Annotated in this window: 20 protein-coding genes; 16 read left to right on the plus strand and 4 right to left on the minus strand. The window is 71.1% G+C overall.

What is annotated here, in order from left to right:
• Positions 1-473: 473 nt before the first annotated feature.
• The 5 genes from WMF14_RS24810 (at position 474) to WMF14_RS24830 (ending at position 5,598) form a co-directional block, all read left to right on the plus strand.
• A complete protein-coding gene (locus WMF14_RS24810; protein WP_437790034.1) occupies positions 474-1,574 on the plus strand; it encodes an ABC transporter permease in 1,101 nt (366 codons plus the stop codon).
• Positions 1,574-2,503, plus strand: coding sequence for an ABC transporter permease (locus WMF14_RS24815; protein ID WP_437804286.1), 930 nt, complete (start codon positions 1,574-1,576; stop codon positions 2,501-2,503). The genes WMF14_RS24810 and WMF14_RS24815 overlap by 1 nt, the downstream gene beginning before the upstream one ends.
• 136 nt (positions 2,504-2,639) lie before the next feature.
• Positions 2,640-3,335 carry a biuret amidohydrolase gene (biuH, locus tag WMF14_RS24820; RefSeq protein ID WP_437790036.1) on the plus strand — a complete coding sequence of 232 codons (696 nt, stop codon included), beginning with the start codon at positions 2,640-2,642 and terminating at the stop codon, positions 3,333-3,335.
• Between the two features lie 2 nt (positions 3,336-3,337).
• Positions 3,338-4,927 (plus strand): ABC transporter ATP-binding protein, encoded by a 1,590-nt coding sequence (locus WMF14_RS24825; protein WP_437804288.1) that lies wholly within the window; start codon positions 3,338-3,340, stop codon positions 4,925-4,927.
• On the plus strand, positions 4,924-5,598 hold the full coding sequence (locus tag WMF14_RS24830) for a cysteine hydrolase family protein (protein WP_272093342.1): 675 nt from the start codon (positions 4,924-4,926) through the stop codon (positions 5,596-5,598). The genes WMF14_RS24825 and WMF14_RS24830 overlap by 4 nt, the downstream gene beginning before the upstream one ends.
• A gap of 211 nt (positions 5,599-5,809) precedes the next feature.
• Here WMF14_RS24830 and WMF14_RS24835 read toward each other — a convergent pair whose 3' ends face one another.
• On the minus strand, positions 5,810-6,970 hold the full coding sequence (locus tag WMF14_RS24835; protein WP_437804290.1) for a BMP family ABC transporter substrate-binding protein: 1,161 nt from the start codon (positions 6,968-6,970) through the stop codon (positions 5,810-5,812).
• Positions 6,971-7,178: 208 nt separating this feature from the next.
• On the opposite strand from WMF14_RS24835, the gene WMF14_RS24840 reads away from it, so the two are divergent.
• The 8 genes from WMF14_RS24840 to WMF14_RS24875 all read left to right on the plus strand — a co-directional run bounded on the left by WMF14_RS24840 (position 7,179) and on the right by WMF14_RS24875 (position 16,316).
• On the plus strand, positions 7,179-7,490 hold the full coding sequence (locus WMF14_RS24840; RefSeq protein WP_437331064.1) for a cupin domain-containing protein: 312 nt from the start codon (positions 7,179-7,181) through the stop codon (positions 7,488-7,490).
• A gap of 260 nt (positions 7,491-7,750) precedes the next feature.
• Entirely contained in the window at positions 7,751-8,641 is an 891-nt protein-coding gene (locus WMF14_RS24845) for a hypothetical protein (protein WP_437790039.1), read from the plus strand.
• A gap of 271 nt (positions 8,642-8,912) precedes the next feature.
• Positions 8,913-9,995 (plus strand): ABC transporter ATP-binding protein, encoded by a 1,083-nt coding sequence (locus WMF14_RS24850; protein ID WP_437790041.1) that lies wholly within the window; start codon positions 8,913-8,915, stop codon positions 9,993-9,995.
• A complete protein-coding gene (locus WMF14_RS24855) occupies positions 9,992-10,717 on the plus strand; it encodes an ABC transporter permease (RefSeq protein WP_272093347.1) in 726 nt (241 codons plus the stop codon). The genes WMF14_RS24850 and WMF14_RS24855 overlap by 4 nt, the downstream gene beginning before the upstream one ends.
• Positions 10,714-12,699 carry a Gldg family protein gene (locus WMF14_RS24860; protein WP_437790043.1) on the plus strand — a complete coding sequence of 662 codons (1,986 nt, stop codon included), beginning with the start codon at positions 10,714-10,716 and terminating at the stop codon, positions 12,697-12,699. The genes WMF14_RS24855 and WMF14_RS24860 overlap by 4 nt, the downstream gene beginning before the upstream one ends.
• Complete coding sequence (locus WMF14_RS24865; protein ID WP_437790045.1) at positions 12,696-13,742, plus strand: DUF4340 domain-containing protein; 1,047 nt, start codon at positions 12,696-12,698, stop codon at positions 13,740-13,742. Before WMF14_RS24860 ends, WMF14_RS24865 begins: the two co-directional genes overlap by 4 nt.
• 170 nt (positions 13,743-13,912) lie before the next feature.
• Positions 13,913-14,542, plus strand: a complete 630-nt coding sequence (locus WMF14_RS24870) for a hypothetical protein (protein ID WP_437790047.1) — start codon at positions 13,913-13,915, stop codon at positions 14,540-14,542.
• Positions 14,543-14,546: 4 nt separating this feature from the next.
• Positions 14,547-16,316, plus strand: a complete 1,770-nt coding sequence (locus WMF14_RS24875) for a serine/threonine protein kinase (protein ID WP_437790049.1) — start codon at positions 14,547-14,549, stop codon at positions 16,314-16,316.
• A 13-nt stretch (positions 16,317-16,329) separates the two neighbouring features.
• Here WMF14_RS24875 and xerD read toward each other — a convergent pair whose 3' ends face one another.
• Complete coding sequence (gene xerD, locus WMF14_RS24880; RefSeq protein WP_437790051.1) at positions 16,330-17,220, minus strand: site-specific tyrosine recombinase XerD; 891 nt, start codon at positions 17,218-17,220, stop codon at positions 16,330-16,332.
• Between the two features lie 158 nt (positions 17,221-17,378).
• On the opposite strand from xerD, the gene WMF14_RS24885 reads away from it, so the two are divergent.
• From WMF14_RS24885 to rpmB, 3 genes are all read left to right on the plus strand, one after another.
• Positions 17,379-18,239: an N-formylglutamate amidohydrolase gene (locus tag WMF14_RS24885; protein WP_437790053.1), complete on the plus strand. Its 861-nt coding sequence runs from the start codon at positions 17,379-17,381 to the stop codon at positions 18,237-18,239.
• A gap of 13 nt (positions 18,240-18,252) precedes the next feature.
• Entirely contained in the window at positions 18,253-19,335 is a 1,083-nt protein-coding gene (locus WMF14_RS24890) for a hypothetical protein (RefSeq protein ID WP_437790055.1), read from the plus strand.
• Positions 19,336-19,648: 313 nt separating this feature from the next.
• Complete coding sequence (gene rpmB, locus WMF14_RS24895; RefSeq protein WP_012237062.1) at positions 19,649-19,873, plus strand: 50S ribosomal protein L28; 225 nt, start codon at positions 19,649-19,651, stop codon at positions 19,871-19,873.
• A 320-nt stretch (positions 19,874-20,193) separates the two neighbouring features.
• Here the strand turns inward: rpmB and WMF14_RS24900 are convergent, their stop codons facing one another.
• Complete coding sequence (locus WMF14_RS24900) at positions 20,194-21,243, minus strand: hypothetical protein (RefSeq protein ID WP_272093355.1); 1,050 nt, start codon at positions 21,241-21,243, stop codon at positions 20,194-20,196.
• Positions 21,240-21,965: a DUF72 domain-containing protein gene (locus WMF14_RS24905; protein WP_272093356.1), complete on the minus strand. Its 726-nt coding sequence runs from the start codon at positions 21,963-21,965 to the stop codon at positions 21,240-21,242. Before WMF14_RS24905 ends, WMF14_RS24900 begins: the two co-directional genes overlap by 4 nt.
• Between the last annotated feature and the right edge of the window lies 1 nt (position 21,966).

Genomic DNA, 21,966 nt, shown 5'->3' on the forward strand with positions numbered 1-21,966 from the left:
CTCCAATCAGGGGTTTGCGGGTGGGATCGATCGGCGGTCCTCTGCGCGGCGCGCTGTGCACGTGGGCACAGGAACGAAACTCGCCGGGGCCGCACGGCGCGGACCTCGGCGTTCCCGGATCTTTCAGGCGCGCGAGCGCTCGCCGCTTTCTTCGCCGTCTACGCAATGATCGCCAAGCAAACTCACCGGCAGGCGACGGCGAGTGCAAGGCGGAGACCGCCGCGCTGTGCGAACCGTTCGCGGTCGCCGCGGCCACCACATCGCAGCGTTACCGCCACATCGCAGCGCCGCCACTACACGACAGCATCACTCGACCCGGTGGGCCCCCGTGGTGTCGCACGTCATGACAAGGGCGCGCCGCTCGCCGGCCGGGCGGGTTGTCCGGGCGCGAGGCGCCCCTCTTGTCCGTCCTGTCACGACCAGCAAGCTCCCCGAAAACGTGTGGAAATAATGGATGCCTTATCCTCGGCAGCGTGAAAGTCATCTCGCACGGGCCGCTCGGGCGTGAGACGACCGAAGCGATCGCCATCCCCCTCGGGGCCCTCGCGGCCTCGCTCCTCGTGTTCGGCGCGTTCGTGGCCGCCCAGGGGGCGAACCCTTTGAGCGTCTATCACGACATGGTCCGCGGCGCCTTCGGCACGTGGTTCTCGTTCCAGAACACCCTCCTTCGGGCCGCGCCGCTCATGCTGACCGCGCTCTGCACGGCGCTGCCGGCACGCCTCGGCCTGATCGTCATCGGCGGCGAGGGCGCGCTCGTCATGGGCGGGCTCTCGGCCGCGTCGGCGGCGCTGGCCTCACGGGCGTGGGGCGCGCCGCCCGCCGCCGTGCTCGCCGCGATGCTCGTCTCCGGGCTCGCCGCCGGGGCGCTCTGGATCGGCCTCGCCGGCGCGCTGCGCGTCTACCGCGGCGTGAGCGAGACGATCAGCAGCCTGCTCCTCAACTACATCGGGATCGCGATCCTGAACCACCTCGTCGAGGGCGCGCTGCGCGACCCGGCGAGCCTCAACAAGCCCTCGACCGCCTCCATCGGCGCCGAGAACGCGCTGGGGAGCCTGCCCGGCCTCGAGGTCCACTGGGGCCTCGCCTACGGGGTGCTCGCCTGCGCGCTCTGTTATGTGCTGATGCACCGGACGACGTTCGGCTTCGGCGCGGCGATGAGCGGCGGCAACGTCCGCGCGGCGCTCCTCGCCGGACTGCCGGTCAAGCGCCTCGTCGTGCTCACCTGCACGCTCGCCGGAGCGTGCGCTGGGCTCGCCGGCATGGTGGAGGTCGCGGCGGTCCACGGCCGGGCCAACGCGTCGCTGATCAGCGGTTATGGCTACACCGGCATCCTCGTCGCGTTCATCGCGCGCCACAACCCGCTCGCGATCATACCGGTCTCCCTCCTGCTCGGCGGCATCGGCGCGAGCGGCGGGCTGCTGCAGCGGACGGCGCGGCTCCCCGACGCGACGGTGAGCGTGCTCCAGGGGATCCTGTTCATCGCGATCCTCGCGAGCGAGACGCTTTACGGCCGTTCCCTCGCTGCCCGCGAGCCCAAGGTCCGTCAGGCGGCTCCGGCGCCTTCGGTGGCATGATGAGCGACGCAACTGCACTGGGTCTCTGGGGCATCCCCCTCGCGGTCGCCGCCGGGGCCATCCGCATCAGCACGCCATTCCTCTTCGTGAGCCTCGGCGAGTGCCTCACCGAGAAGAGCGGCCGCGTGAACCTCGGCCTGGAGGGCACGCTCGTCATGGGCGCGATGGGAGGTTATGGCGTCTCTTACCTCACGGGCTCTGCCTGGCTCGGCGTGCTCGCCGCCGGCGCCATCGGCGCCGCGCTCGGCGCGCTGCACGCGTGGCTTTGCTCGAAGCCGCGCGTCAACGACATCGCCGTCGGCATCGCGCTCATGCTCTTCGGCGTCGGCCTCGCCTTCTTCCTCGGCAAGCCGCTCATCCAGCCGACGGCGCCCCGCCTGCCCGCGATATCGCTCGGCTTCTTCAGCGATCTCCCTCAGGTCCGCTCCGCGCTCCAGGTGAACGCGCTCTTCCTCATCGGGGCCGCGCTCGCCCCGCTCCTGCTCTGGGCGCTGAACCGCACCCGCTTCGGGCTCGTGCTCCGCACCGTGGGCGAGAGCGCCGACAGCGCCCGCGCGATGGGGGTCGACGTGAACCTGGTCCGGCGGCGCGCTACCATGGCCGGCGGCTTCCTCGCCGGCGTCGGCGGCTCGTTCCTCTCGCTCTTCTACCCTGGCAGCTGGAACGAGGGCCTCTCGAGCGGACAGGGGCTCATGGCCGTCGCCCTCGTCATCTTCGCGCGCTGGAACCCGGTGCGCTGCCTCTTCGCTTCGCTGCTCTTCGGCGGCGCGAGCGCCCTCGGGCCGGCGCTCCAGTCCGTGGGCATCACCTGGGGATACCACCTCTTCAACGCCGCGCCGTACATCGTGACGCTGGCCATCATGGTCGTGGCGAGCTCCGCGACCCAGACCCTGCGCGATCAGCCCGCCGAGCTCACGCTCGCGCGTTGATCGCGCGAGGCGGCGCGCGCTGAGCGAACCGTGTGAACCGAGTGGACCGTACGAGACGAACGAAAGGAGCGAGCCCCGCGAGACGAGCGAACCGCACGAGACGAGCGAAACGCTGAATGACAGGAGGACTCGACCGATGCCCTACGTGGCCGCTGATCCCTACGCCTGGCCTTACAACGGCGCGCTCCGCCCCGAGACGACGGCCCTGATCGTCATCGACATGCAGACCGACTTCTGCGGGAAGGGCGGGTACATCGACCTGCTCGGCTACGACATCTCCCTGACGCGGGCGTGCATCGCGCCGATCCAGCGCACGCTCGCGGAGCTGCGCCGCCGCGGCTATCACGTCCTGCACACGCGCGAGGGCCACCGGCCGGACCTCTCCGATCTGCCGGCGAACAAGCGGTGGCGCTCCCGCCGGACCGACGGCGGTCGCGGAACGGGCGTGGGCATCGGCGATCCCGGGCCGTGCGGGCGGGTGCTCGTCCGCGGAGAGCCGGGGTGGGAGCTCATCCCGGAGCTCGCGCCCCTGCCCGGAGAGCCGATCATCGACAAACCGGGCAAGGGCTCGTTCTGCGCGACGGATCTCGATCTCATCCTCCGCCAGCGCCGCATCGAGAACCTGATCCTCACGGGGATCACGACGGACGTCTGCGTGCACACCACCCTGCGCGAGGCGAACGACCGCGGCTACGAGTGCCTGCTGCTCTCCGACTGCTGCGCGGCCACGGACCCTGGCAACCACGCCGCCGCGCTGAAGATGATCAAGATGCAGAACGGCGTGTTCGGCGCGGTCTCGACCTCCGCCGCGCTGCTGGAGGCGCTCTCGTGACCATGGACCCACGCGTCTTCTCGAGCCCCGCGGCGAGGCCGCCCCGCGCCGCCGCCCGGGAACCCAGCCCCGCCACGCCGCCGCCGGCGCTCTCCGCCGCGGGGATCACGAAGCGGTTCGGGCCGCTGCTCGCGCTCGACGACGTCTCGCTGCGCCTGGCGCCCGGGAGCTTCCACGCGCTCCTCGGCGAGAACGGCGCCGGCAAGAGCACGCTGGTCAAGTGCATCATGGGCTATCACCAGGCCGACGCCGGCGAGGTGAGGGTCGGCGACGCGGCCCTGTCCATCAGGAGCCCGCGCGACGCGCAGGCGCTGGGGATCGGCATGGTCTACCAGCACTTCACCCTCGTCATGAACATGACGGTCGCCGAGAACCTCGTGCTCGCGCGGGCCTCGCTCCCCCTCGTGATCGACTGGCGCAAGGAGCGCGAGGCGATCCGCGCGTTCATGGCGCGCATGCCCTTCCGGCTCGATCCGGAGCGGACCGTCCGCGCGCTCGCCGCGGGCGAGAAGCAGAAGCTCGAGATCCTGAAGCAGCTTTACCTCGGCAGCAGGATCGTCATCCTCGACGAGCCCACCTCCGTGCTCACGCCCGGGGAGGCCGACGAGGTGCTCGGGATGCTCCGGTGCATGGCCGACGAGCAGCGGATCAGCGTGCTCATGATCTCGCACAAGTTCCGCGAGGTGACGGCGTTCGCCGACGAGGTCACGGTGCTGCGGCGCGGCCGGGTCGCCGGCCGAGGCAAGGTCAAGGACCTCACGCCGGCGGCCATGGCCGAGATGATGGTCGGCGCGCAGCCGGCGCAGGTCTCCGCAGCGCGCGGCGACGCGCCCGCCGGGGAGCCGATCCTGCGCGTCGAGGGGCTCGCCGCGAGCGACGATCGCGGGCGGCCGGCGCTCGACGGCGTGACGCTCACGGTCCATCGCGGCGAGATCGTCGGGATCGCCGGCGTCTCCGGCAACGGCCAGGAGGAGCTCGTCGAGGTCCTCGCCGGGCAGCGGCCCGCGCGGGCAGGCAACGTGCTTGTCCATGGCGAGCCGTACGGCGCCGGGCGCGCGCAGATCCGGGAGCACCGGGTGCGGTGCCTGCCCGAGGAGCCGCTGCGCAACGCCTGCGTCCCCGCGATGTCCGTCGCGGAGAACATCGGGTTCCGCGTCTTCGACAGGCCGCCCTTCACGCGGCTCCGCTGGGGCGTGAGCCGCGCGGCGCTGAGGCGGTCGGCCGAGCGCCTCGCCGCGGAGTACGCCATCAAGGCGCCCTCGGTCGACGCCACGATAGGCAAGCTCTCCGGCGGCAACGTGCAGCGCGCGGTCCTGGCGCGCGAGCTCGGCATGGACGAGGACATCGAGCTCCTCGTCGCCGCAAACCCCTGCTTCGGGCTCGATTTCGCGGCCGTGGCCGAGATCCGCTCCCGCATCCTGAAGGCGCGCAACCGCGGGACCGCCGTCCTCCTCGTGAGCGCGGATCTCGACGAGATCTTCGCCATGGCCGACCGTGTCCTCGTGATGAGCGAAGGCCGCATCGTCCACGAGTCGCCGATCGCTTCGGCCGACGTCGCGGAGATCGGCCGCGCGATGGCGGGGCACCAATGACGGCGCGGCCCCTCGAGATCGCGGCGAAGCCGTACCCCTTCCGCGTCGCCGATCGGGACGCGGTGGCGCTGCTCGTCATCGACATGCAGCGCGACTTCCTCGAGCCCGGCGGCTTCGGTGCGGCGCTCGGCAACGACGTCAAGCGGCTCCAGCGCATCGTGCCGACGGTCCGGCGCGTCCTCGACGCGTTCCGCGACCACGGCCTACCCATCATCCACACGAAGGAGGGTCACAGGCTGGATCTCTCGGATTGCCCACCAGCGAAGCGGAGCCGGGGTGCTCCTGGCATGCGGATCGGCGATGTCGGGCCGATGGGGCGCATCCTGGTCCTGGGCGAGCCGGGCAACGACTTCGTGCCCGAGCTCGCGCCGGCGCCGGGGGAGCTCGTCGTACCGAAGCCCGGGAAGGGCGCGTTCTACCGGACGGGGCTCGACGCCAGGCTGGCGGCGCTCGGCGTCTCCCACCTGATCATCGCGGGCGTGACGACCGAGGTCTGCGTCCAGACCACGATGCGCGAGGCGAACGATCGCGGCTACGAGTGCCTGTTGATCGAGGACGCCACCGAGAGCTATTTCCCCGAGTTCAAGGCGGCGACCCTGGAGATGGTCCGCGCTCAGGGCGCGATCATCGGCTGGACCGCCCCCGCCGCCGCCGTCCTCGAAGCGCTCTGATCGCGGCCCGTTTCAGAGCGGCTGCTCAATGCCCGTTCCAGAGCGGTGGTCACCCGCACAGGAGACGGCTGTTCGATACCCGTTCCAGAGCGGTGGTCACCCGCACAGGAGACGGGCCCAGATCGGCGTTTTCGGCGCGGAAGCGCACGGAAGGGCGCTGAGCACCGAAAACGTCGAGATGGGCCCGTATCCGAAGCGGGTGGCCACCGCTCTAGTGGGTGGAGCCGAGGGCGCCTGCGACGAGGTAGTCCATGCTCTCTAGCACGATGTCGGTCTGCTGCTGCGCGACCGAATCGGCGATCACCACCTTGCCTTCATTGTTCATGATGGGTCCCTTGAAGATGGTGAGCGTGCCGTCTGTGAGCTTCGCCTTCGCCTCCTCGGCCTTCTTCTTCGCCTCCTCGGAGACGGCGGGGCCGTAGGGTGAGATCTTGATGTACCCCTCCTTGAAGCCGCCGCGCAGGAGGTGCGGATACGGCTTCCCCTCGCGGATGAACGTCAGGTAGTCGGTGTAGACCTTGGACCAGTTCCACTCGGCGCCGGTCAGGTACCCCCTTGGGGCGAGCGTCGCCTGGTTGGTGTGGTAGCCGGTGCTGAACGCGCCGCGCCGCTCCGCGAGCTCGATGATCACCTTGGGTGAGTCGACGTGCGCGGTCACGACGTCGACGCCCTGATCGATGAGGCTGTTGGCCGCCTCCGCCTCCTTGACGGGCATCGACCAGTCGCCGGTGAAGACCACGGCCGTCGTCGCGCTCGGGTTCACGCTCCGGGCGCCCAGCGTGAAGGCGTTGATGTTGCGGAGCACCTGCGGGATCGGCTTCGCCGCGATGAACCCGAGCTTGCCGCTCTTCGTGGTCATCCCCGCGACGATGCCGGACACGTACTCGGCTTCGTCGATGTAACCGAAATAGCTGCCAACATTGCTCGGGTGCTTCGACGCGTCGTAGAGGCCGCCGCAATGGAGGAAGATCTTGTCCGGAAACTTCTCCGCCACCTTGAGGATGTGGGGATCGAAGTAGCCGAACGACGTCGGGAAGATCACCGTCGCGCCATCGAGGTTGATCATGCTCTCGAGCGTCTTCTGCACGGCGACCGTCTCGGGGACGTTTTCCTCCTCACGGGTCTTCACGCCGGCCAGCTTGGCGAGCGCGGCGGCCCCCTCGGCGTGCGCCTGGTTGTAACCGTAGTCGTCCCTGGGGCCGACGTAGATGAAGCCCACCGTGAGCGGCTGATCGCTCGACCCCTCCTTGCTGCAGCCGGCCGCCGGCAGGAGCGAGAGCGAGAGGAGCAGTGGACGGAGGATGGCGAGGAAGCGCTGCCCCCGTGCCACGACGGCCGCGGGCAACAGAGGAGTTCTCGGTGTGCTCTTCACTCCATGGATGTGTACGCGACTCCTCATTTCTGGAACTTTTCCCACGCGTGAATTTTGCGCACTTCGCGTGATTACCGTTGAGTGGACGCCGCGCGCTGTGGCATGGTTCCATCAACACGGGAGATTCGCGATGACAGCTACATTTTCAGCAGCGACGCGGGATTTTGTGCCTGTGCAGTTGCCATTCATCATTGCGAATGTCGCAACGATGGCCGCTCATCCGGAGTCAGTCCCCTGGCGGCGCTTCCGGGAGGGCGTCGATATTCATCGCCTTTATGGTAGCAGCGACACAGGCGCCTCCGCCGCGCTCCTGCGCTATGCGCCGGGCGCGTCCGTGCCGCAGCACGTCCATCGCGGCCACGAGCACATCCTCGTGCTCGCGGGCTCGCAGTCGGACGAGCGCGGACACCACCGCGCCGGCACGCTCGTGATGAACGCCCCGGGCAGCCGGCATAGCGTCTCGAGCGCCGAGGGCTGCATCGTCCTCGCGATCTGGGAGCAGCCCGTCGTCTTCATCTGATTCCATCTGATTCATCTGATTCATCTGATGTAAGCGCGCCGCCCGCGTCTGGACATCTCCTCTCCACCTCCTCGCGCCCTGCGGGGCTTCGCCGCTTCCAGACACGAAGGCCAGCGAGGCCACGCCGGCCTGACCTGGGTGCGGGGTACGACATCTCCGCAGGCACGTCCTCACCGGACCGCGAGCGCGCCCCCCCTGCGCTCGCTTTCTCGGGGCACAGAGGTTCAGGACCGCCGCGCTTTGCCGTAGGCTGGAGGCGCATGGATTCACGCGGGAAATCGCTCCCTCCGGGGCCGCTCGTCACGGACGAGGACATCCGGGAAGAGCTCCGGCGGCTGTTCGACGCCGGCCCCGACTCGGGGCTCGTCATCCGGGTCTATGGCGAGTCGGGCGAGGGGGCAGCCGCGGCGGACGCGTTCCGCGAGATGTTCGCGTCGCTGCGCATGTACGAGGGGAAGGCGCAGGACCAGCCGCTGGAGATCCTCGTCGACGCGCCGAGCAAGGCGCACATCACACGCGCGCTCTCCGTTCTCGGCCACAAGCAGCACCAGAAGCGGATCCTCGATCACATCCTCACCACCTTCGGGCGCCGGCTGATCGACCCGCTCGCCGAGATCCTCGACACGACCCCGACCGGCTCGGTGACGGCGCGGCTGACCATGCTGCGGGACATCTTCCTCGCGCACGTCGCGGATCTGCGGATGACGCCGGAGTCGCAGCAGATCCTCTCGAGCGACCTGCGCAAGCTCCTGAGCGACGACTACCTGGCGATGGTGGCGGAGAACGAGGAGCGCGTGCAGCGCCCGCGCGTGGCGATGCTCGCGCAGCAGATCCTCCGGCTCGTCGGCTCGACGTTCCATAACGCGCTCAAGCGGTGGCCGGCGCACGCCGAGCAGATCGCCTCGTCGATCGCGCGGCGGAGCCCGAAGAAGGTCCGGCTGAGCGAGGTGCCGAGGCTCATCCGCGGCCAGATCACCGACGGCATCGAGGAGTTCCTGTGGATCGAGACGAGCGCGGACATCGAGGGCGCGCTGCGCCCGATGCTCGCGGAGCACCAGGACGTGATGCCGGTGACGCAGGCGACGCTCGACCGATCGACGTACCGCGAGTTCGCGGACGCCTGCTGGGCGATCATCGCCGAGCACTGCTGACGGCGGGGCGAGCGCTGCCGGATCGCCGACCCCGCCGCGCAGCAGGCTGACATCCATCACGTCCTGGTCGCTACGCTCACCGCTTCACCGAGTGTCCCGTTCGACGCGTCAGAGGGGAAGACCGCCCTCCCGAGCGCCCCCCGCGCGCCGCGTCGGGAATGATTTCCGCCACCCGCTGTTGTAAGGGGCCGCTGGCGCCTGGACCGCCGCGCTCTGCGGCATCCGAATCGCCGGCGCGGAGAGTCTTCCCTTCGCGGAGGGGTGCACGGCCGTGATCGAAATCAGCGACCTATACAAGTACTACGGCGACCGGAAGGCCATCGGGCCCCTGTCGTTCTCGATCGAGGCGGGAGAGATCGTCGGTCTGCTCGGCCTGAACGGCGCGGGCAAGACGACGACGCTCAGGATCCTCGCCTGCGATCTGCTCCCGTCCGCGGGCCGTGTGCTCGTGGACGGACTGGATGTCGTCGACCACCCCCACGAGGTGCGGTCCCGCATCGGATACCTCCCCGACAGGCCGCCGCTCTACGACGAGATGAGCGTGCGCGCCTTCCTCCACTTCGCGACGCGCCTGCGGGGCGTCGACGCCGGCGCGGCCGACGCGCGGGTGGCCGAGGCGCTCGCGGTGACGCAGCTCCACGACGTGGCCGCGGATCCCATCAGCTCGCTGTCCCACGGCTTCAAGCAGCGCGTCGGCATCGCGCAGGCGATCGTGCACAAGCCGCGGCTGCTCGTCCTCGACGAGCCGATCAGCGGCCTGGATCCCGTGCAGATCGTCGAGATGCGCGCGCTGCTCCGGAGCCTGCGCGGCAAGCACACCATCCTGCTCTCCAGCCACATCCTCTCCGAGATCAGCGAGACGTGCGATCGCATCCTCGTGATCCGGGACGGCGAGATCGGCGCGCAGGGGACCGAGCAGGAGCTCTCGGCCAAGCTGCTCCACGGCGTCCGGGTCGAGCTCACTGTGCGCGGCCCCGCGGCCGAGGGCGCGGGCTACCGCGTGGCGCGCGGCGAGGCGACGAAGGCGCTCGACATCACGCGCGCGGTCGAGGGCGTCACGTCCGTCGAGCAGCTCACCACGACCGAGCCGGGGAGCGACGTCGTGAGCTTCGCGGTCGAGGCCGACCGCGACGTGCGCGCGGCGCTGTGCGCCGAGCTCGTGAAGGCGGGGATCGGCATCCTCGAGGTGAAGCGGAGCGAGCGCGAGCTCGAGTCGGTGTTCCTGCGGCTCGCCTCGCGTGGGGCGCCCGGGGCGAAGGACAGGTCCGCCGCGGCCGACAGGGCGAGGGCCGGCGGCGACCCAAGGAAGGCCCCTGCGGACGAGCAGGCGGAGGAAGGCGAGGGCGAGACATGAGAGGGACATTGCTCGTCGCGCGGCGGGAGCTGTCCGCGTACCTGAGATCACCGCTCGGGTACGTCGTCGCTGCCGCTGCGCTGCTCATCGACGGCATTTACTTCCAGGTCGCGGCGCTCGGCTCGGGCGCGCGGCTGTCGGCGGAGGTGCTGCTCAAGTTCTTCGACGGCACGGCGTTCATCACGATGGTCGCGGCGCTCATCCTCTCGATGCGGCTCATCGCCGGCGAGCGCGAGAGCGGGACGCTCATCCTGCTCAAGACCGCGCCCGTGCGCGACGGCGAGATCATCGCCGGCAAGTTCCTCGCCGCGCTCGCGCTGGTGTCGCTGATGACGGCGATCACCATCTACATGCCGCTGCTCATCTTCGTGAACGGCAAGGTGTCCGTCGGGCACATCCTGGTCGGCTACTCCGGGGTGCTGCTGCTCGGCGCCGCGTCGCTCGCGATCGGGCTCTTCGCCTCGACCCTCGCGGCGAGCCAGGTCATCGCGGTCATCCTCGGGGCGGCGATCATCGGGACGCTCGGCTTCCTGTTCCTCGTCGCCCGCGTGACCGAGCCGCCGCTCAACGACTTCGTGAGCGCGCTGAACCTCTACCCGCTCAACCAGAAGCCGTTCCTGAACGGCGTGCTCCGGCTGGAGAACGTCCTGTACTACGTCGCGGTCGCGTACTTCTTCCTGCTCGCGGCGACCCACACCCTGAAGGCGCGGAGGTGGCGGTGAAGGACAAGCAAGCTCAGGCCGACGAGGCCGAGATCCGCGGCGAGGGAGCGGGCTCCGCGCTCCCGCCGGACGCCGGGCGGGAGGCCCCGCCGGCCGGCGAGCCGGCGCCTGCCGCGCCGCGCACAGCGCCAGCGATCCGCGCGGGGGGCTGGATGGTCCCGGCGTACGCGGGCGCGCTCCTCGCCATCTTCCTCGGCGAGCGCGTGGTGCCCACGATCGAGTGGCTCCGCTATGCCCTGTCGGGGCTCGGGTTCCTGACCCTGGTCCTCGTCACGGCGCTGCGCTTCGCGACGGCGGTGCGCGAGGCGGGCGAGCGCCGCGCGGTCGAGCGCGCGCTCGCGATCCTGTCGGCGCTCGGCGTCGTCGCGGTGGCGGCCTACTTCACCACGACCGACGCGGGGCAGGCCATGCTCGGCGCCTCGCGCGCCGCGCCCGAGATGCGCGCGCGCATCCACGCGGCCACGACGGTCGCCTGGATCGCGCTCCTCGTCATGGCGACGGTGCCGCTGTTCTTCGGCGAGGCGGCGCTCGCGCCGATGCGGCGCGCCGAGCGCATCGAGGGCCGGCGGGTGCGCGCCGCGACGCTCTCGGGCGTGACGCTCGCGTTCGCCGCGGTCTACTCGGCGCTCTTCGTGTTCGCCGCGAGCCAGCTCGATCTCAAGGCGGACTTCTCGTACTACCGCACGGCCCGCCCGGGCGAGTCCACGAAGCGCGTCGCCGAGAGCCTGACCGCGCCGCTCAAGATCACGGCCTTCTTCCCGCAGCAGAACGAGGTCGGCGCCGAGGTGGAGGGCTACCTGCGCGAGGTGAAGTCCGCGTCGCCGCAGATCACCGTGGAGATGCAGGATCGCCTGCTCGTCCCCGCGCTCGCCAAGGAGGCGAAGGTCACGCAAGACGGCGTCATCGTGCTCTCGCGCGACAGCTCGCGCGAGACGCTCACCGTCGGCTCTGACATCAAGAGCGCGGGCGCCAAGCTGAAGAGCCTCGACGCCGACTTCCAGAAGGTGCTGCTCAAGGTGATCCGACCGCAGCGCACCGCCTACCTGACGGTCGGCCACGGCGAGCTGAACGAGTCGGCCAGCTCCCCCGAGGGGCGGACGACCAAGAACCTCCGCAAGCTGCTCGAGTCCCAGAACTACATCGTCAAGGACCTCGGGCTCGCCCAGGGGCTCGGCAGCGAGATCCCGAAGGACGCGAGCGTCGTCATCGTGCTCGGCCCGCAGAAGGCGTTCCTCCCGGAGGAGGTCGCGGCGCTCAAGCGGCACGCCGACGAGGGCGGGCACCTCCTGCTCGCGCTCGATCCGGACGCCAAGGTCGATCTGGATCCGCTCGCCGGCGCCGTGGGGCTCACGTGGAAGCCCGAGGTCCTGGCGAACGATCGGGTCTATGTGCGGCGGCGCTACAACGACTCGGACCAGGCGATGCTGGTCACGACGCGGTACTCCTCGCACGCCTCGGTGTCGACGCTGAGCCGCCACGCGCAGCAGGCGCCGACGATCTTCCCGGGCGCGTCGTCGCTCGACAAGCGCGACGGCGGCGACCAGAAGATCGACTTCGTCGTCCGCTCGCTTGGCGAGACGTTCGCCGACGCGAACGGCAACTTCAAGTTCGACGCCGACAGCGAGAAGCGCAGCGCCTACAACCTCGCCGCGGCGGTCTCGAAGGAGCTCGCGCCCGGCGGGGAAGACAAGGAGAAGAAGGAGCTGCGCGCGTTCGTGGTCGCCGACGCCGACGTGTTCAGCGACGCGGCGTTCAGGAACGAACCCAACATCGTGCTCGCGCTCGACGCGCTCCGGTGGCTCGGCGGCGAGGAGAGCTACGCCGGGGAGATCACGACGAGCGAGGACGTCCGGATCGAGCACACGAAGGAGAAGGACCAGGTCTGGTTCTGGGCCACGATCCTCGTGGCGCCGGCCATGGTGCTGGGTCTCGGGCTCTTCATCACGCGCCGCGGGCGGCGCGCGAGCGGGAGGCGCGCATGAGGTTGGAACGCAGCTTTTTCGTGCACCTCGGCCTTGTTGTGGTCGCGGCCTTGTTCGCGGTCCTCGCCTGGACGCGCGACGAGAAGGCGGCCGCCCTCTCGGTCGCGGACGTGACCGTCTGGGCCGGCCGCGCCGACGACGTCGAGCGCGTCACCTTCGAGGGGAAATCGAAGACGGTCGTCCTCGAGGCGAAGAAGGACAAGGAGGGCCGCTACTTCGTCGGCACGACGGAGCGCAAGGCGACGCCCCCGGCCGAGAAGCCGAAGGACCCGCACCAGAACCCAGACGACGCGGAGCAGGACGACGAGCCGCCCGCGCAGGCTGAGCCGACGGTGAAGACGACGACGTTCGTCTCGGTGGCCGCCGGCAACAAGCTCGCCGAGGCGATCGCGCCGCTGAAGGCGCTGCGCTCGATCGGCCGCATCGGCGACGACCGCGCGGCCGAGTTCGGCCTGGCCGAGCCGGAGGGCACGCTCACCGTCAAGCTGCGCGGCGCCGAGCGAAAGCTGGTCCTCGGCGGCGCGACGCCCGGCGGCGCGGACCGGTACGCGCGCGACGAGGCCACGGGCGAGGTGTACGCCATCAAGGGCGACATCTACCGCGATCTCGACACCGCGGAGTCACGGCTCCTGGAGCGGGATCTGCACGAGTGGAAGGACGTCGATCTCGCCAGGGCGCGCGTCATCGCCGGGGACAAGCGCCGCGAGGTCGTGCGCAGCGGCGACGAGGGCAAGAAATTCTGGGCCGATCCGGCGAGCCCCGAGCAGAACGACGAGACGGTCGGCAACTGGATGACCAAGCTCGACCGCCTCCGTCCCACCGAGTACGTGGCCGCTGCCCCGGAGCAGAAGGAGGTCGTGGTGCGGATCGAGTACACAGGCCGCTCTGGCGACATCGGCTTCGCCGAGCTCGTGAAGGGGCCCCCCGGCGCGAGCGGCAAGCCCGACTATTTCCTGGTCACGGAGCGCACCCGCCTTTACGGCAAGGTGCCGGTCGGCGTCGCCGAGCAGGTCGAACAGGACGTCGGCGCCGTCGTCAAGTAGCCCTTGCGCCTCGCGACCGCGCCGGGCGGCTGATCCGGCGCGGTCGGCGCGATCGGCCTTTCGCGCGGCGCCGGCCGCGCCCTGCGGCGCAAGCTGTCTCCCCCAGTCGCTCTTTACTTGCCGTACCGGGTCCGGTCCTGCAACGCTCGGGCGCAATGTTCTTCCGACGATTGCCTACCCTAGCGCTGGGCGCTGCGGCGGCGCTCGCCGCGGCGTGCAGCTCGCCGCCTCCACCGCAACCCGTGGCGCCGCCGCCGACCGTGACCGCGGCGCCTCCGCCTCCGCCTCCCCCTGCTCCGAAGCCTTGCAAGGCGCTCGATGAGCAGTGCCAGGCAGAGGCGTCGACCCGGGCGAAGATCGCCCAGAGCTCGCTCGTGTTCACGCCCGCGAAGGGCTGGACCTACGCCCAGGCCGAGAGCGCCACGATCGCGCAGGCCGCGGACGAGGGCCCGGCCTTCGCGACGGCGCAGATCGACGCGGGCGAGGGCAAGCAGGCGATCGAGAAGCGCGACGCCGCGCTCGAGGCGCTGGCGCATGAGATCAACGTGACCTTGCCGAAGAAGAAGGTGAACTGGAAGAAGCCCGACGACATCAAGGACGTCGCCGGGCGGAAGATCGGCCTTTGGCAGAAAGAGGGCGCGACCCGCGGGGCCAGGAAGGGCCCGCTGCTGATCTTCGGCGACGCCGGGAAGGACGGGGAGATCGTGCTGGGGCTCGGCTTCGTCCCCGAGGACGACAACTCCGGCGCCGACGAGACCATCCTGCAATCGATCGAGTCGATCTCGGTCGCGGCGGAGTGATCGCGTGACGGCACCGAACGTCGCGCCGGGCAGCGTCATCGCGGGGAGGTTCTCGGTCCGCTCGCTCCTCGGCTACGGGGGCGCGACGGCCACCTTCCGCGCGGTGACGGCGCAAGCGCGCGACGTCGCCCTCAAGCTGTACTCGCCGGTCGTCGGCCAGCGCGCGGACGCGATGCAGCAGCTCCAGCGGTACGTGGCCGAGACGAACCGGCTGCCGCCGGAGCTCGCCGCGCACATCCTCGAGGCCGGCTACGACCCGGCGACGGCCGCGCCCTTCACGGTGACGGACATGATCCCGTTCCCGTCGCTCGGCGAGCTCGTGCGACGCCGGCCGATGGGCTTCGAGGAGGTCGGCTCGATGCTCCGCTCTCTCGCGGCGGTGCTCGACGCGGCCCACGCCCGCGAGGTCCCCCACCACGGCCTCAAGCCGACGAACCTGTTCATCGACCCGAGCGCTCCGGGCAGCGTGAAGCTCACCGACTTCGGGCCGCCCCTCGCGCGGAGCATGCTGCCGACGCAGGAGGGGTACGTCCTCTCCGCCCCGTGGCTGGCGCCCGAGCAGCTTCAGCCGGGCGGCCAGGCGGGACCGGCCGCCGACATCTTCTCCGCGGCGCTGGTCTCCTTCTTCGCGCTCACGGGCCGCTCGTACTGGCGTTCCTGCCAGGGTCAAGTGGACGTCCAGGCCTGGCAGCGCGAGCTCATGGCGCCACGCCTCGCCGCGTCCGTGCGGGCCGCGGAGCTCGGCATCCCGCTGAGCCCCGTGCTCGACGGCGCCTTCGCGCGCGCGCTGGCGCACGATCCACGCGAGCGTTTCCGCTCGGCGAGCGAGCTCGCGGCCATGCTCAGCGGCTTCTCGGCGGCCGCGATCGAGGTCGGCTCGACGCTCGCCCTGTCCCCTTCGGTGAACGAGGCGGTCGCGCCCGCGCCGCCGCCCGTTGCCGTCTCCGCGGCGAGCGCGCCCGCGCCCTTGCCGCCCGGCGACGCCACGCAGCTGGTGCCCTCGCCGTTTTCACCCTCGCCGCAGCCGTCGCCGTCGCCGTTTTCACCTTCGCCGCCGCTCGCGCCCTCGCCGTTTTCACCTTCGCCGCCGCTCGCGCCCTCGCCGCATCCTTCCGCCGATGCGCCCGCCGGACAGGCGCCGTCGCCTTCGGCCCAGAGCCCGACGCCGTCCCGTGGAAGCGGCATCCCCGCGCTGACGGCGGTCAGCACCGCGCCCCGGTCGCCGTGGGGCAAGGCGGCCTCGCTGATGGTGGGCATCGTTGGGGTGCTGCTCGTCGGGGGCACGGCCGCCGCGTGGTACGTCCTGGACCGCAAGGACAAGGCGCAGCCGAGCCCCAGCGCCTCGACCAGCGCTTCCGCGGCAGCTCCCGCCGCGCTGTCGGCCGAGCCCGCTCCGCCTGAGCCAGCCCCCAGCGCGCCGGCCGCCGACGCCGGCACCCCGAGCGCCGAGCTTCCGATCGATGCCGGCGCCGCGACCGACGCCGGCGTGGCGACCGACGCGACGGTGAAGATCTCCTGCAAGCCCGTCGCCTGCGAGGAGATCACCATCGACGGCAAGGTGACTCAGGCCCCGGAGGTCGAGCTCGGGCTCACCCCTGGGGTGCACAAGGTGAGCGTCAAGCGAACCGGCTACTTCCCGCGGAGCATGAGCGTGGTCGTCAAGGCCGGAACGCCGCTCGTGCAAGAGTTCCAGCTCACCGAGATCCCCCCGGCTCAGCCAGCGGGGCAGGCGGCGAGCAAGCCTTGCGGCAAATTCCTCAAACGCTGCAAATAGCCATGTTGCGCGCTCACGCGCGAGGGTGTGCCCGCCGGTACGCGGCGCGCACGTGGTCGTCGGCGAGGTGCGTGTAGATCTCGGTCGTCACGACGTTCGCGTGACCGAGGAGCGCCTGGACGCTCCGGAGATCCGCGCCCCCCTCGAGCAGGTGGGTCGCGAAGGAGTGACGGAGCTTGTGCGGCGAGCTCGGCTTGGCGATGCCCACGGCGCGCGCATATCCGCCGAGGAGCTTCCACACCGCCTGCCTGGTGAGCGGCCCGCCGCGCGGCGAGAGGAACAGCACCTGGGTCGCCGCGCTGCGCGGGTGCGTGGAGCGCAGCTCCAGGTAGGCGTCGATGGCGGCGAGCGCCGGCTCGCCGAGCGGCACGAGCCGCCGCTTGCTCCCCTTGCCGAGCGCCATCACGATCCCTTTGCGCCGGTCGATGTCCGCGAGCTTGAGGCGCACCACCTCGCTGACGCGCAGGCCGGCCGCGTACATCACATGGAGCATCGCGCGGTCGCGCAGCCCCTTGAACGTCCCTTGCTCGGGCGCCTCGATGAGGAGCGCGATCTCGTCGAACGAGAGCACCTTGGGCAGCCGCCGCCCGACCCTGGGTCGCTCGACCAGCGCGCACGGATCCCGCTCGATACTGCGCTCGCGGAGCAGGAAGCGGATGAAGCCGCGGACCGCGGAGAGGTGGCGCGCCGCCGAGCTGGCGCTGATCCCGGCCTGGCCGAGCGCGACCAGGTAGGTGCCGATCAGCGCTTGGTCGAGCCCGTCGACGGTCGTGATCCCGTTCGCCTCGGCGTGAGCGACGAGCTTCGCGAGATCATGGCCGTACGCCTCCAGCGTCAGGGGCGCCAGAGCCCGCTCGACGCGAAGGTGATCCAGGTAGGCGTCCACCCAGGTCGCGAGGTCCACGGCCAACGGTACTTCGAAAGCGGCGGAGCGCGCCAGAAAGCCGGGCCGGAGCGGAGCGGCCCAGAACGCCCCGAACGGCAATACGTCTTTCTCTCTTCCGGCATTTCACCTCCCCGTCCTGGTTCCAGCCGGACGCGGAATGCGTCACAGTGGGCCTCGTGGTGTCAGCCTTCGAGGTCATCGAGCCCCGCGGAGCGGAAAGCCCGGTCCTCGTCGAGGTACCGCACGCGGGCGTCCACGTGGATCCCGAGTCGCTGTCCTGGACCATCGCGCCGGCGCGCAGCATCGGGCGCGACGCGGACCTGTACGTCGACGCGCTCTTCCAGGACGCTCCGGCCGAGGGGGCGACGCTCCTGTTCTCCCGGATGAGCCGGCTGGTCGTCGATCTCAACCGGAGCGAGGCCGACTGCGACGGCGACGCGGTCGAGGGCGGCGGCCGGGCGCCCTTCCCGCGGGGGCTCATCTGGCGCATGACCACGGACGGCGAGCCCATCCTCGCCGCCCGGCTGCCGCGGCAGGAGGTGGAGCGCCGGCTCGACCGCTTCTATCGCCCCTATCACGGGGCCCTCAGCGCGCTCCTCGCCCGCAAGCGCGAGCGCTTCGGCTTCGCGATCCTCCTCTGCGCGCACTCGATGCCGAGCCAGAGCCGCCGCGGCCACGCGGAGGGGGCGCTCGGTCGGGCCGACATCGTCCCCGGCACGCGCGGGCGGACGACCGCCGCGAGCGCGGTGATCGACGCGGTCGATCAGCACGCGCGCGCCTGCGGCTTCTCCGTGCGCCATGATGACCCCTATAAAGGGGGCTTCAGCACCGCGCACTACGGCCAACCGCACCGTGCCGTCCACGCCGTGCAAATCGAGATTGCACGCCGGCTGTACATGGACGAGCAATCCCTTGCCATGGATGGGCAAGGATTCCCTGCCGTGCGAGACTTCGGGCGCACCCTGGTCGCACGGCTCACCTCAGCCGAGCTGCTCGGTCAGCTCCGCAGCACTCCCTTCGACGCCCGTGAGATCTGATCCAGCTCCATCAATGGAAAAGCCTTTCGGAGAGGCGAGCCGCGACCGCCCGCCAGCGAGCCGTCGCGCGATCGCCGAACGGGAAAAGGCAGCACCAGCGCAGCCGGAGGGCGCCACAGCCGGCGACAGCCCGGCCGACCGCGCCCAGGAAGAGCCCGCTGCGGCGTCGATCAGCGTCGCTCCGGTCGATCGGCGCCTCGAGTCGAACCCGGCCATCCAGGTCGAGGCGGCGCCCCCGAGCACGCGTGAGCACGTCACCAAGCCGCTGCTCGCGTCCGAAGCGCTCATGGAGGACCTGGCGCCGATGCGTCCAGCTCAGGACGCGGCGCGGATCTGGTGTGCCGCGGTGGGCGCCGGCTTCCTTCTGCTCGGCGGCCTGTCGATCGCTGGGCTCCGCCCGGACGGCGTTGTCGCGGGGCCGCCTGCGTTCGTCCTGGGCATCGTCGCGCTGTTCACCGCGCTCACGTCGGTGAGCTACCGGCAGCGCGCCGTCGCCATGGTGGTGCTCGGGGCGATCGCGACAGTCATCGGCCTCCAGAGCTCGGGGACCGCGGTGGGCTGGGGGACCGCCCGGGCCGTCGCGGCGATAGCGCTCCCGGCGGCGCTCGTCTTCCGGTCTCGCTACAGGGCCTACAGCGGCGCGCGGTGGCTGCTCGTGGCCGCCTTCCTCGTCACGCTCCCATCGTTCGGGCATGCGATCGTCCAGCTGGCTCTGCACGATCCACACCTGGGCCATCTCGGCTCCCTGCTGGTGATCCTGGCGGTCCTGTCCAGTCTTACCGGGTTCATGGGTGCGGAGACGACGGGCGCCGGGTCGTTCCTTGCCGTCGCTGTGGTGCTCGCCTTCATGGCCGACCTGGTCGTTGGCCGGCTCGCGCTTCTCGACGCCTTCTCGCCCCGGGACATCGTCATCGTTCTCTCCGCGGGCCTTGCGTTCGCGGCGACGTCCGCGATCACGAGCCTCGGCCTGTTCCAGATCCTGGCCTGGCGCCTGGCAGCCGACGCCCGGCGTATCGATCTGCACTCGCGCCGTCCCGAGAACGAGAAGGACGGGCGCGATCGGCGTCCGCCCTCGGGCGGCGAGTGGCTGACCTAGGCCGCGCGTCGGGAGACGCGTAAGGCGTCGGGGACACCGAGGGGAGAGGCTCGTCCGGGCCGGGTTGCGACCCGAGCCCTCCCCCATCCCTTCCTGCATCCGGCCGGCAACAGCGCGCGCTCGACCTCGCCGATGGAGATTTCCAGTCCGCTGCGGCAGTGACCCCCGGAGGACGCTTGACATGTCCCCCGGCTTCCTTCACTTTCCCGCGCTCCCGAGCCCCCCTGCTCCCCCGCGCAGGGCGTGCGCCCGGCCAGCTAGTTCGATTTACGGTCGGGGCACCGAGGCAGGGCCCCTTCCAACCGAGGACGTCATGGCGAAGAGCGACATCACTGGGAAGCGGAAGCTTCTGGCGCAGAACGTCTCCCACTCCAACATCAAGACCAAGCGCTGGCAGCTCGTGAACATCCAGACGCGGCGCGTCTGGGTCCCCGAGCTCAACCGCTTCGTGAAGCTCAACCTCACGACGCGCGACATCCGCACGATCGACAAGATCGGCGTTGTCGCCTACGCAAAGCGCTACGGCGTCGCGCTCTAGGCCCAGCGTCGGCGCGGCGGCCGACCTGAATGTCGGCCGCCGCTTCGCGGCTGGATGCGCGCCGCGCTCTGTTCTCCCCCTCTCGGGGCTCGCCTCCATCCATCTCCAGCCCTAGAAGCGCCGCGTGCGTGACGGCACGCGGCGTATGCAGCCGGCGCGAGCTGGCAGGCGTCGGACGCAGCGCACGTTGCGCAGCGGCTCGCCGCGCCTCGCTGCATCAGCGCTCCTCCACGGCGCCCTCGATGGCCCGCGCTGCGGCGGCTTACGGCAGCCACGTGGCCGGCCGATCTCCGCTTCGGCCGACCGACGCCCGCTGCGCCTCACCCCTCTGCCGGCTGCGTCCCTGCCCCGGCCATGAAGCCAGCTGCGAGGTTGGCCGTGCGCGCGTCGCGCTCGTCGCGCAGGACGGCGATGGCGGCGCTGGCTCCCTGCTGCGTGCGGACGTCATGAAGGGCAGCCTCGAGCGCGGTGCCGCCGAGAAGCGCGGTGAGGACGTTCACCTCGATCGTGGGCTTGCCTGCGAGCGCGATCGCAGCCGCGAAGGCGCCGCGCTGCAGGATCCCGATCGGCGCGGCCGCGGGCAGGGGCGTACCGGGAGCGAGGCGCGTGATCCCGCGGCGCACCGGGACGGCGTCGCGGCCGAGCACGATCTCGAGCTCGGGGACGGTGATGCCATCGTCGGTGCGCGTGTAGGCGAGCGCTGCGACCGTGCCCCAGCCGTCGCAGGCGACGATGGCGTCCGTCGGTCGCGCCACGTCCCCGACCGGCCAGGGCGCCTGGAGCGCGGTCGCGCCCTCCGCGATCGTGGTCGACACGGCCTCCACCTCGGCGGGCACCGCTTCAGCGATGTCTTCGGCGGTCAGCGTCCCCCCTGCGACCGACCCGCCGACGGCCAGCAGCGCCCGCTCCACATCACGCGCCCGGAGCGCCACCGCGCCCAGCGAGCCGACCTCGCGGAGCAGCGCAGCGCGCCCGCTCGCGCCCGCGCGCTCGGCCGCGGCCACACCGGAGCGAACCAGCTCACGGAGCCGCGCGCGTCCGAGGTAGCCGTGCAGCAGGACCAGCATGCCGAGCGAGCGCGGAACAGCGACGTGCGCGGCCTCCGGGACGCTCTGCCCGTCGACGAACCCGCGCGGCCGCGGCGCGCCGCGCCCAGGCTGGATCGCCCGTCCATCGAACGCCCTCGCGCCCACGCCGACACCGGCCGCCAGCGCGACGGCGGGCGCCAGCAGCACGTCGGGCTGCGCTCCAGCCGCTGCGAAGAAGCCGGCGACGATCGCGTCGATCGCGCTGCCGGAGGACTCGAGCGCGGCCCGAGCGGCCGAAGCCGCAAAGGCGTCGCTCGCGGTGGCTGCCGCGCCGCGGATCACTGCTCCTCGTCCTCGGCGACGAGGGTGCTGGGCATGGGCATGGTCGGCCTTACCACAGCCGACGCCGTCGAGCGATCGGGCGTGCGCGCGAGCGCCGCCGCGAGCAGCGACTTGATCTGCGGCGCGCGGTCGCCCTCGACGACCAGGAACACCTCACGCCGTCCGCGCAGACGCTCGGCGACCCGCTCGAGCGCGGCCGCTCCCATCGACGAGGACCGCCCGAGCGCGCGCAGCCGCGTATAGACGATCGGCCCGGGCGGCGGCGCGTCGCGGGCGACGTCGAGCACAGGGATGACCTTCGCGGCGCGCGCGGTCGCGACGATGTCGTCGCGCTCCCAGATCCCGGAGGGCTCCCAACAGCGCACGACCCCTTCGGCGGGCAGGCGCTCGAAGAGCGCCGCGAGCTTCTTGCGGTTGCTCGCCGTCGGCCGGAGCGAGGCCGGCGTCTGGAGCAGGACGCACCGCGCCTCGAGCACGGCCGCCACCTCGAGCGAGGCCGAGAGCGCCTCGTCGAGTTCGCGCCCGCCGGCGAGCTCGCCGACCACGCGCGGCAGCACCACGCTGAAGACGAAGCCCGGCGGCACCGCCTTGCGCCATTTGCGCAGGGTCGTCGCGCGAGGCAGCGACGTATCGAGCGGGCGGAGCTCGACCAGATCGAAGCGATCTTTGTACTTCTGGATATCGCCCTTGAGCGAGGGCAGTCCGACGAGGAGGCGGGCCATC

It is taken from the genome of Sorangium sp. So ce693 (genome assembly GCF_051521375.1).
Taxonomy (GTDB): domain Bacteria; phylum Myxococcota_A; class Polyangia; order Polyangiales; family Polyangiaceae; genus Sorangium; species Sorangium atrum.

What these genes read in the sequence shown, in the direction of transcription:
- WMF14_RS24815 (WP_437804286.1), top strand. Translation starts at nt 1,574, where the DNA reads ATGAGCGACGCAACTGCACTGGGTCTCTGGGGCATCCCCCTCGCGGTC.
- biuH (WP_437790036.1), top strand. Translation starts at nt 2,640, where the DNA reads ATGCCCTACGTGGCCGCTGATCCCTACGCCTGGCCTTACAACGGCGCG.
- WMF14_RS24825 (WP_437804288.1), top strand. Translation starts at nt 3,338, where the DNA reads ATGGACCCACGCGTCTTCTCGAGCCCCGCGGCGAGGCCGCCCCGCGCC.
- WMF14_RS24830 (WP_272093342.1), top strand. Translation starts at nt 4,924, where the DNA reads ATGACGGCGCGGCCCCTCGAGATCGCGGCGAAGCCGTACCCCTTCCGC.
- WMF14_RS24840 (WP_437331064.1), top strand. Translation starts at nt 7,179, where the DNA reads ATGGCCGCTCATCCGGAGTCAGTCCCCTGGCGGCGCTTCCGGGAGGGC.
- WMF14_RS24845 (WP_437790039.1), top strand. Translation starts at nt 7,751, where the DNA reads ATGGATTCACGCGGGAAATCGCTCCCTCCGGGGCCGCTCGTCACGGAC.
- WMF14_RS24855 (WP_272093347.1), top strand. Translation starts at nt 9,992, where the DNA reads ATGAGAGGGACATTGCTCGTCGCGCGGCGGGAGCTGTCCGCGTACCTG.
- WMF14_RS24865 (WP_437790045.1), top strand. Translation starts at nt 12,696, where the DNA reads ATGAGGTTGGAACGCAGCTTTTTCGTGCACCTCGGCCTTGTTGTGGTC.
- WMF14_RS24890 (WP_437790055.1), top strand. Translation starts at nt 18,253, where the DNA reads ATGGAAAAGCCTTTCGGAGAGGCGAGCCGCGACCGCCCGCCAGCGAGC.
- rpmB (WP_012237062.1), top strand. Translation starts at nt 19,649, where the DNA reads ATGGCGAAGAGCGACATCACTGGGAAGCGGAAGCTTCTGGCGCAGAAC.
- WMF14_RS24905 (WP_272093356.1), bottom strand. Translation starts at nt 21,965, where the DNA reads ATGGCCCGCCTCCTCGTCGGACTGCCCTCGCTCAAGGGCGATATCCAG.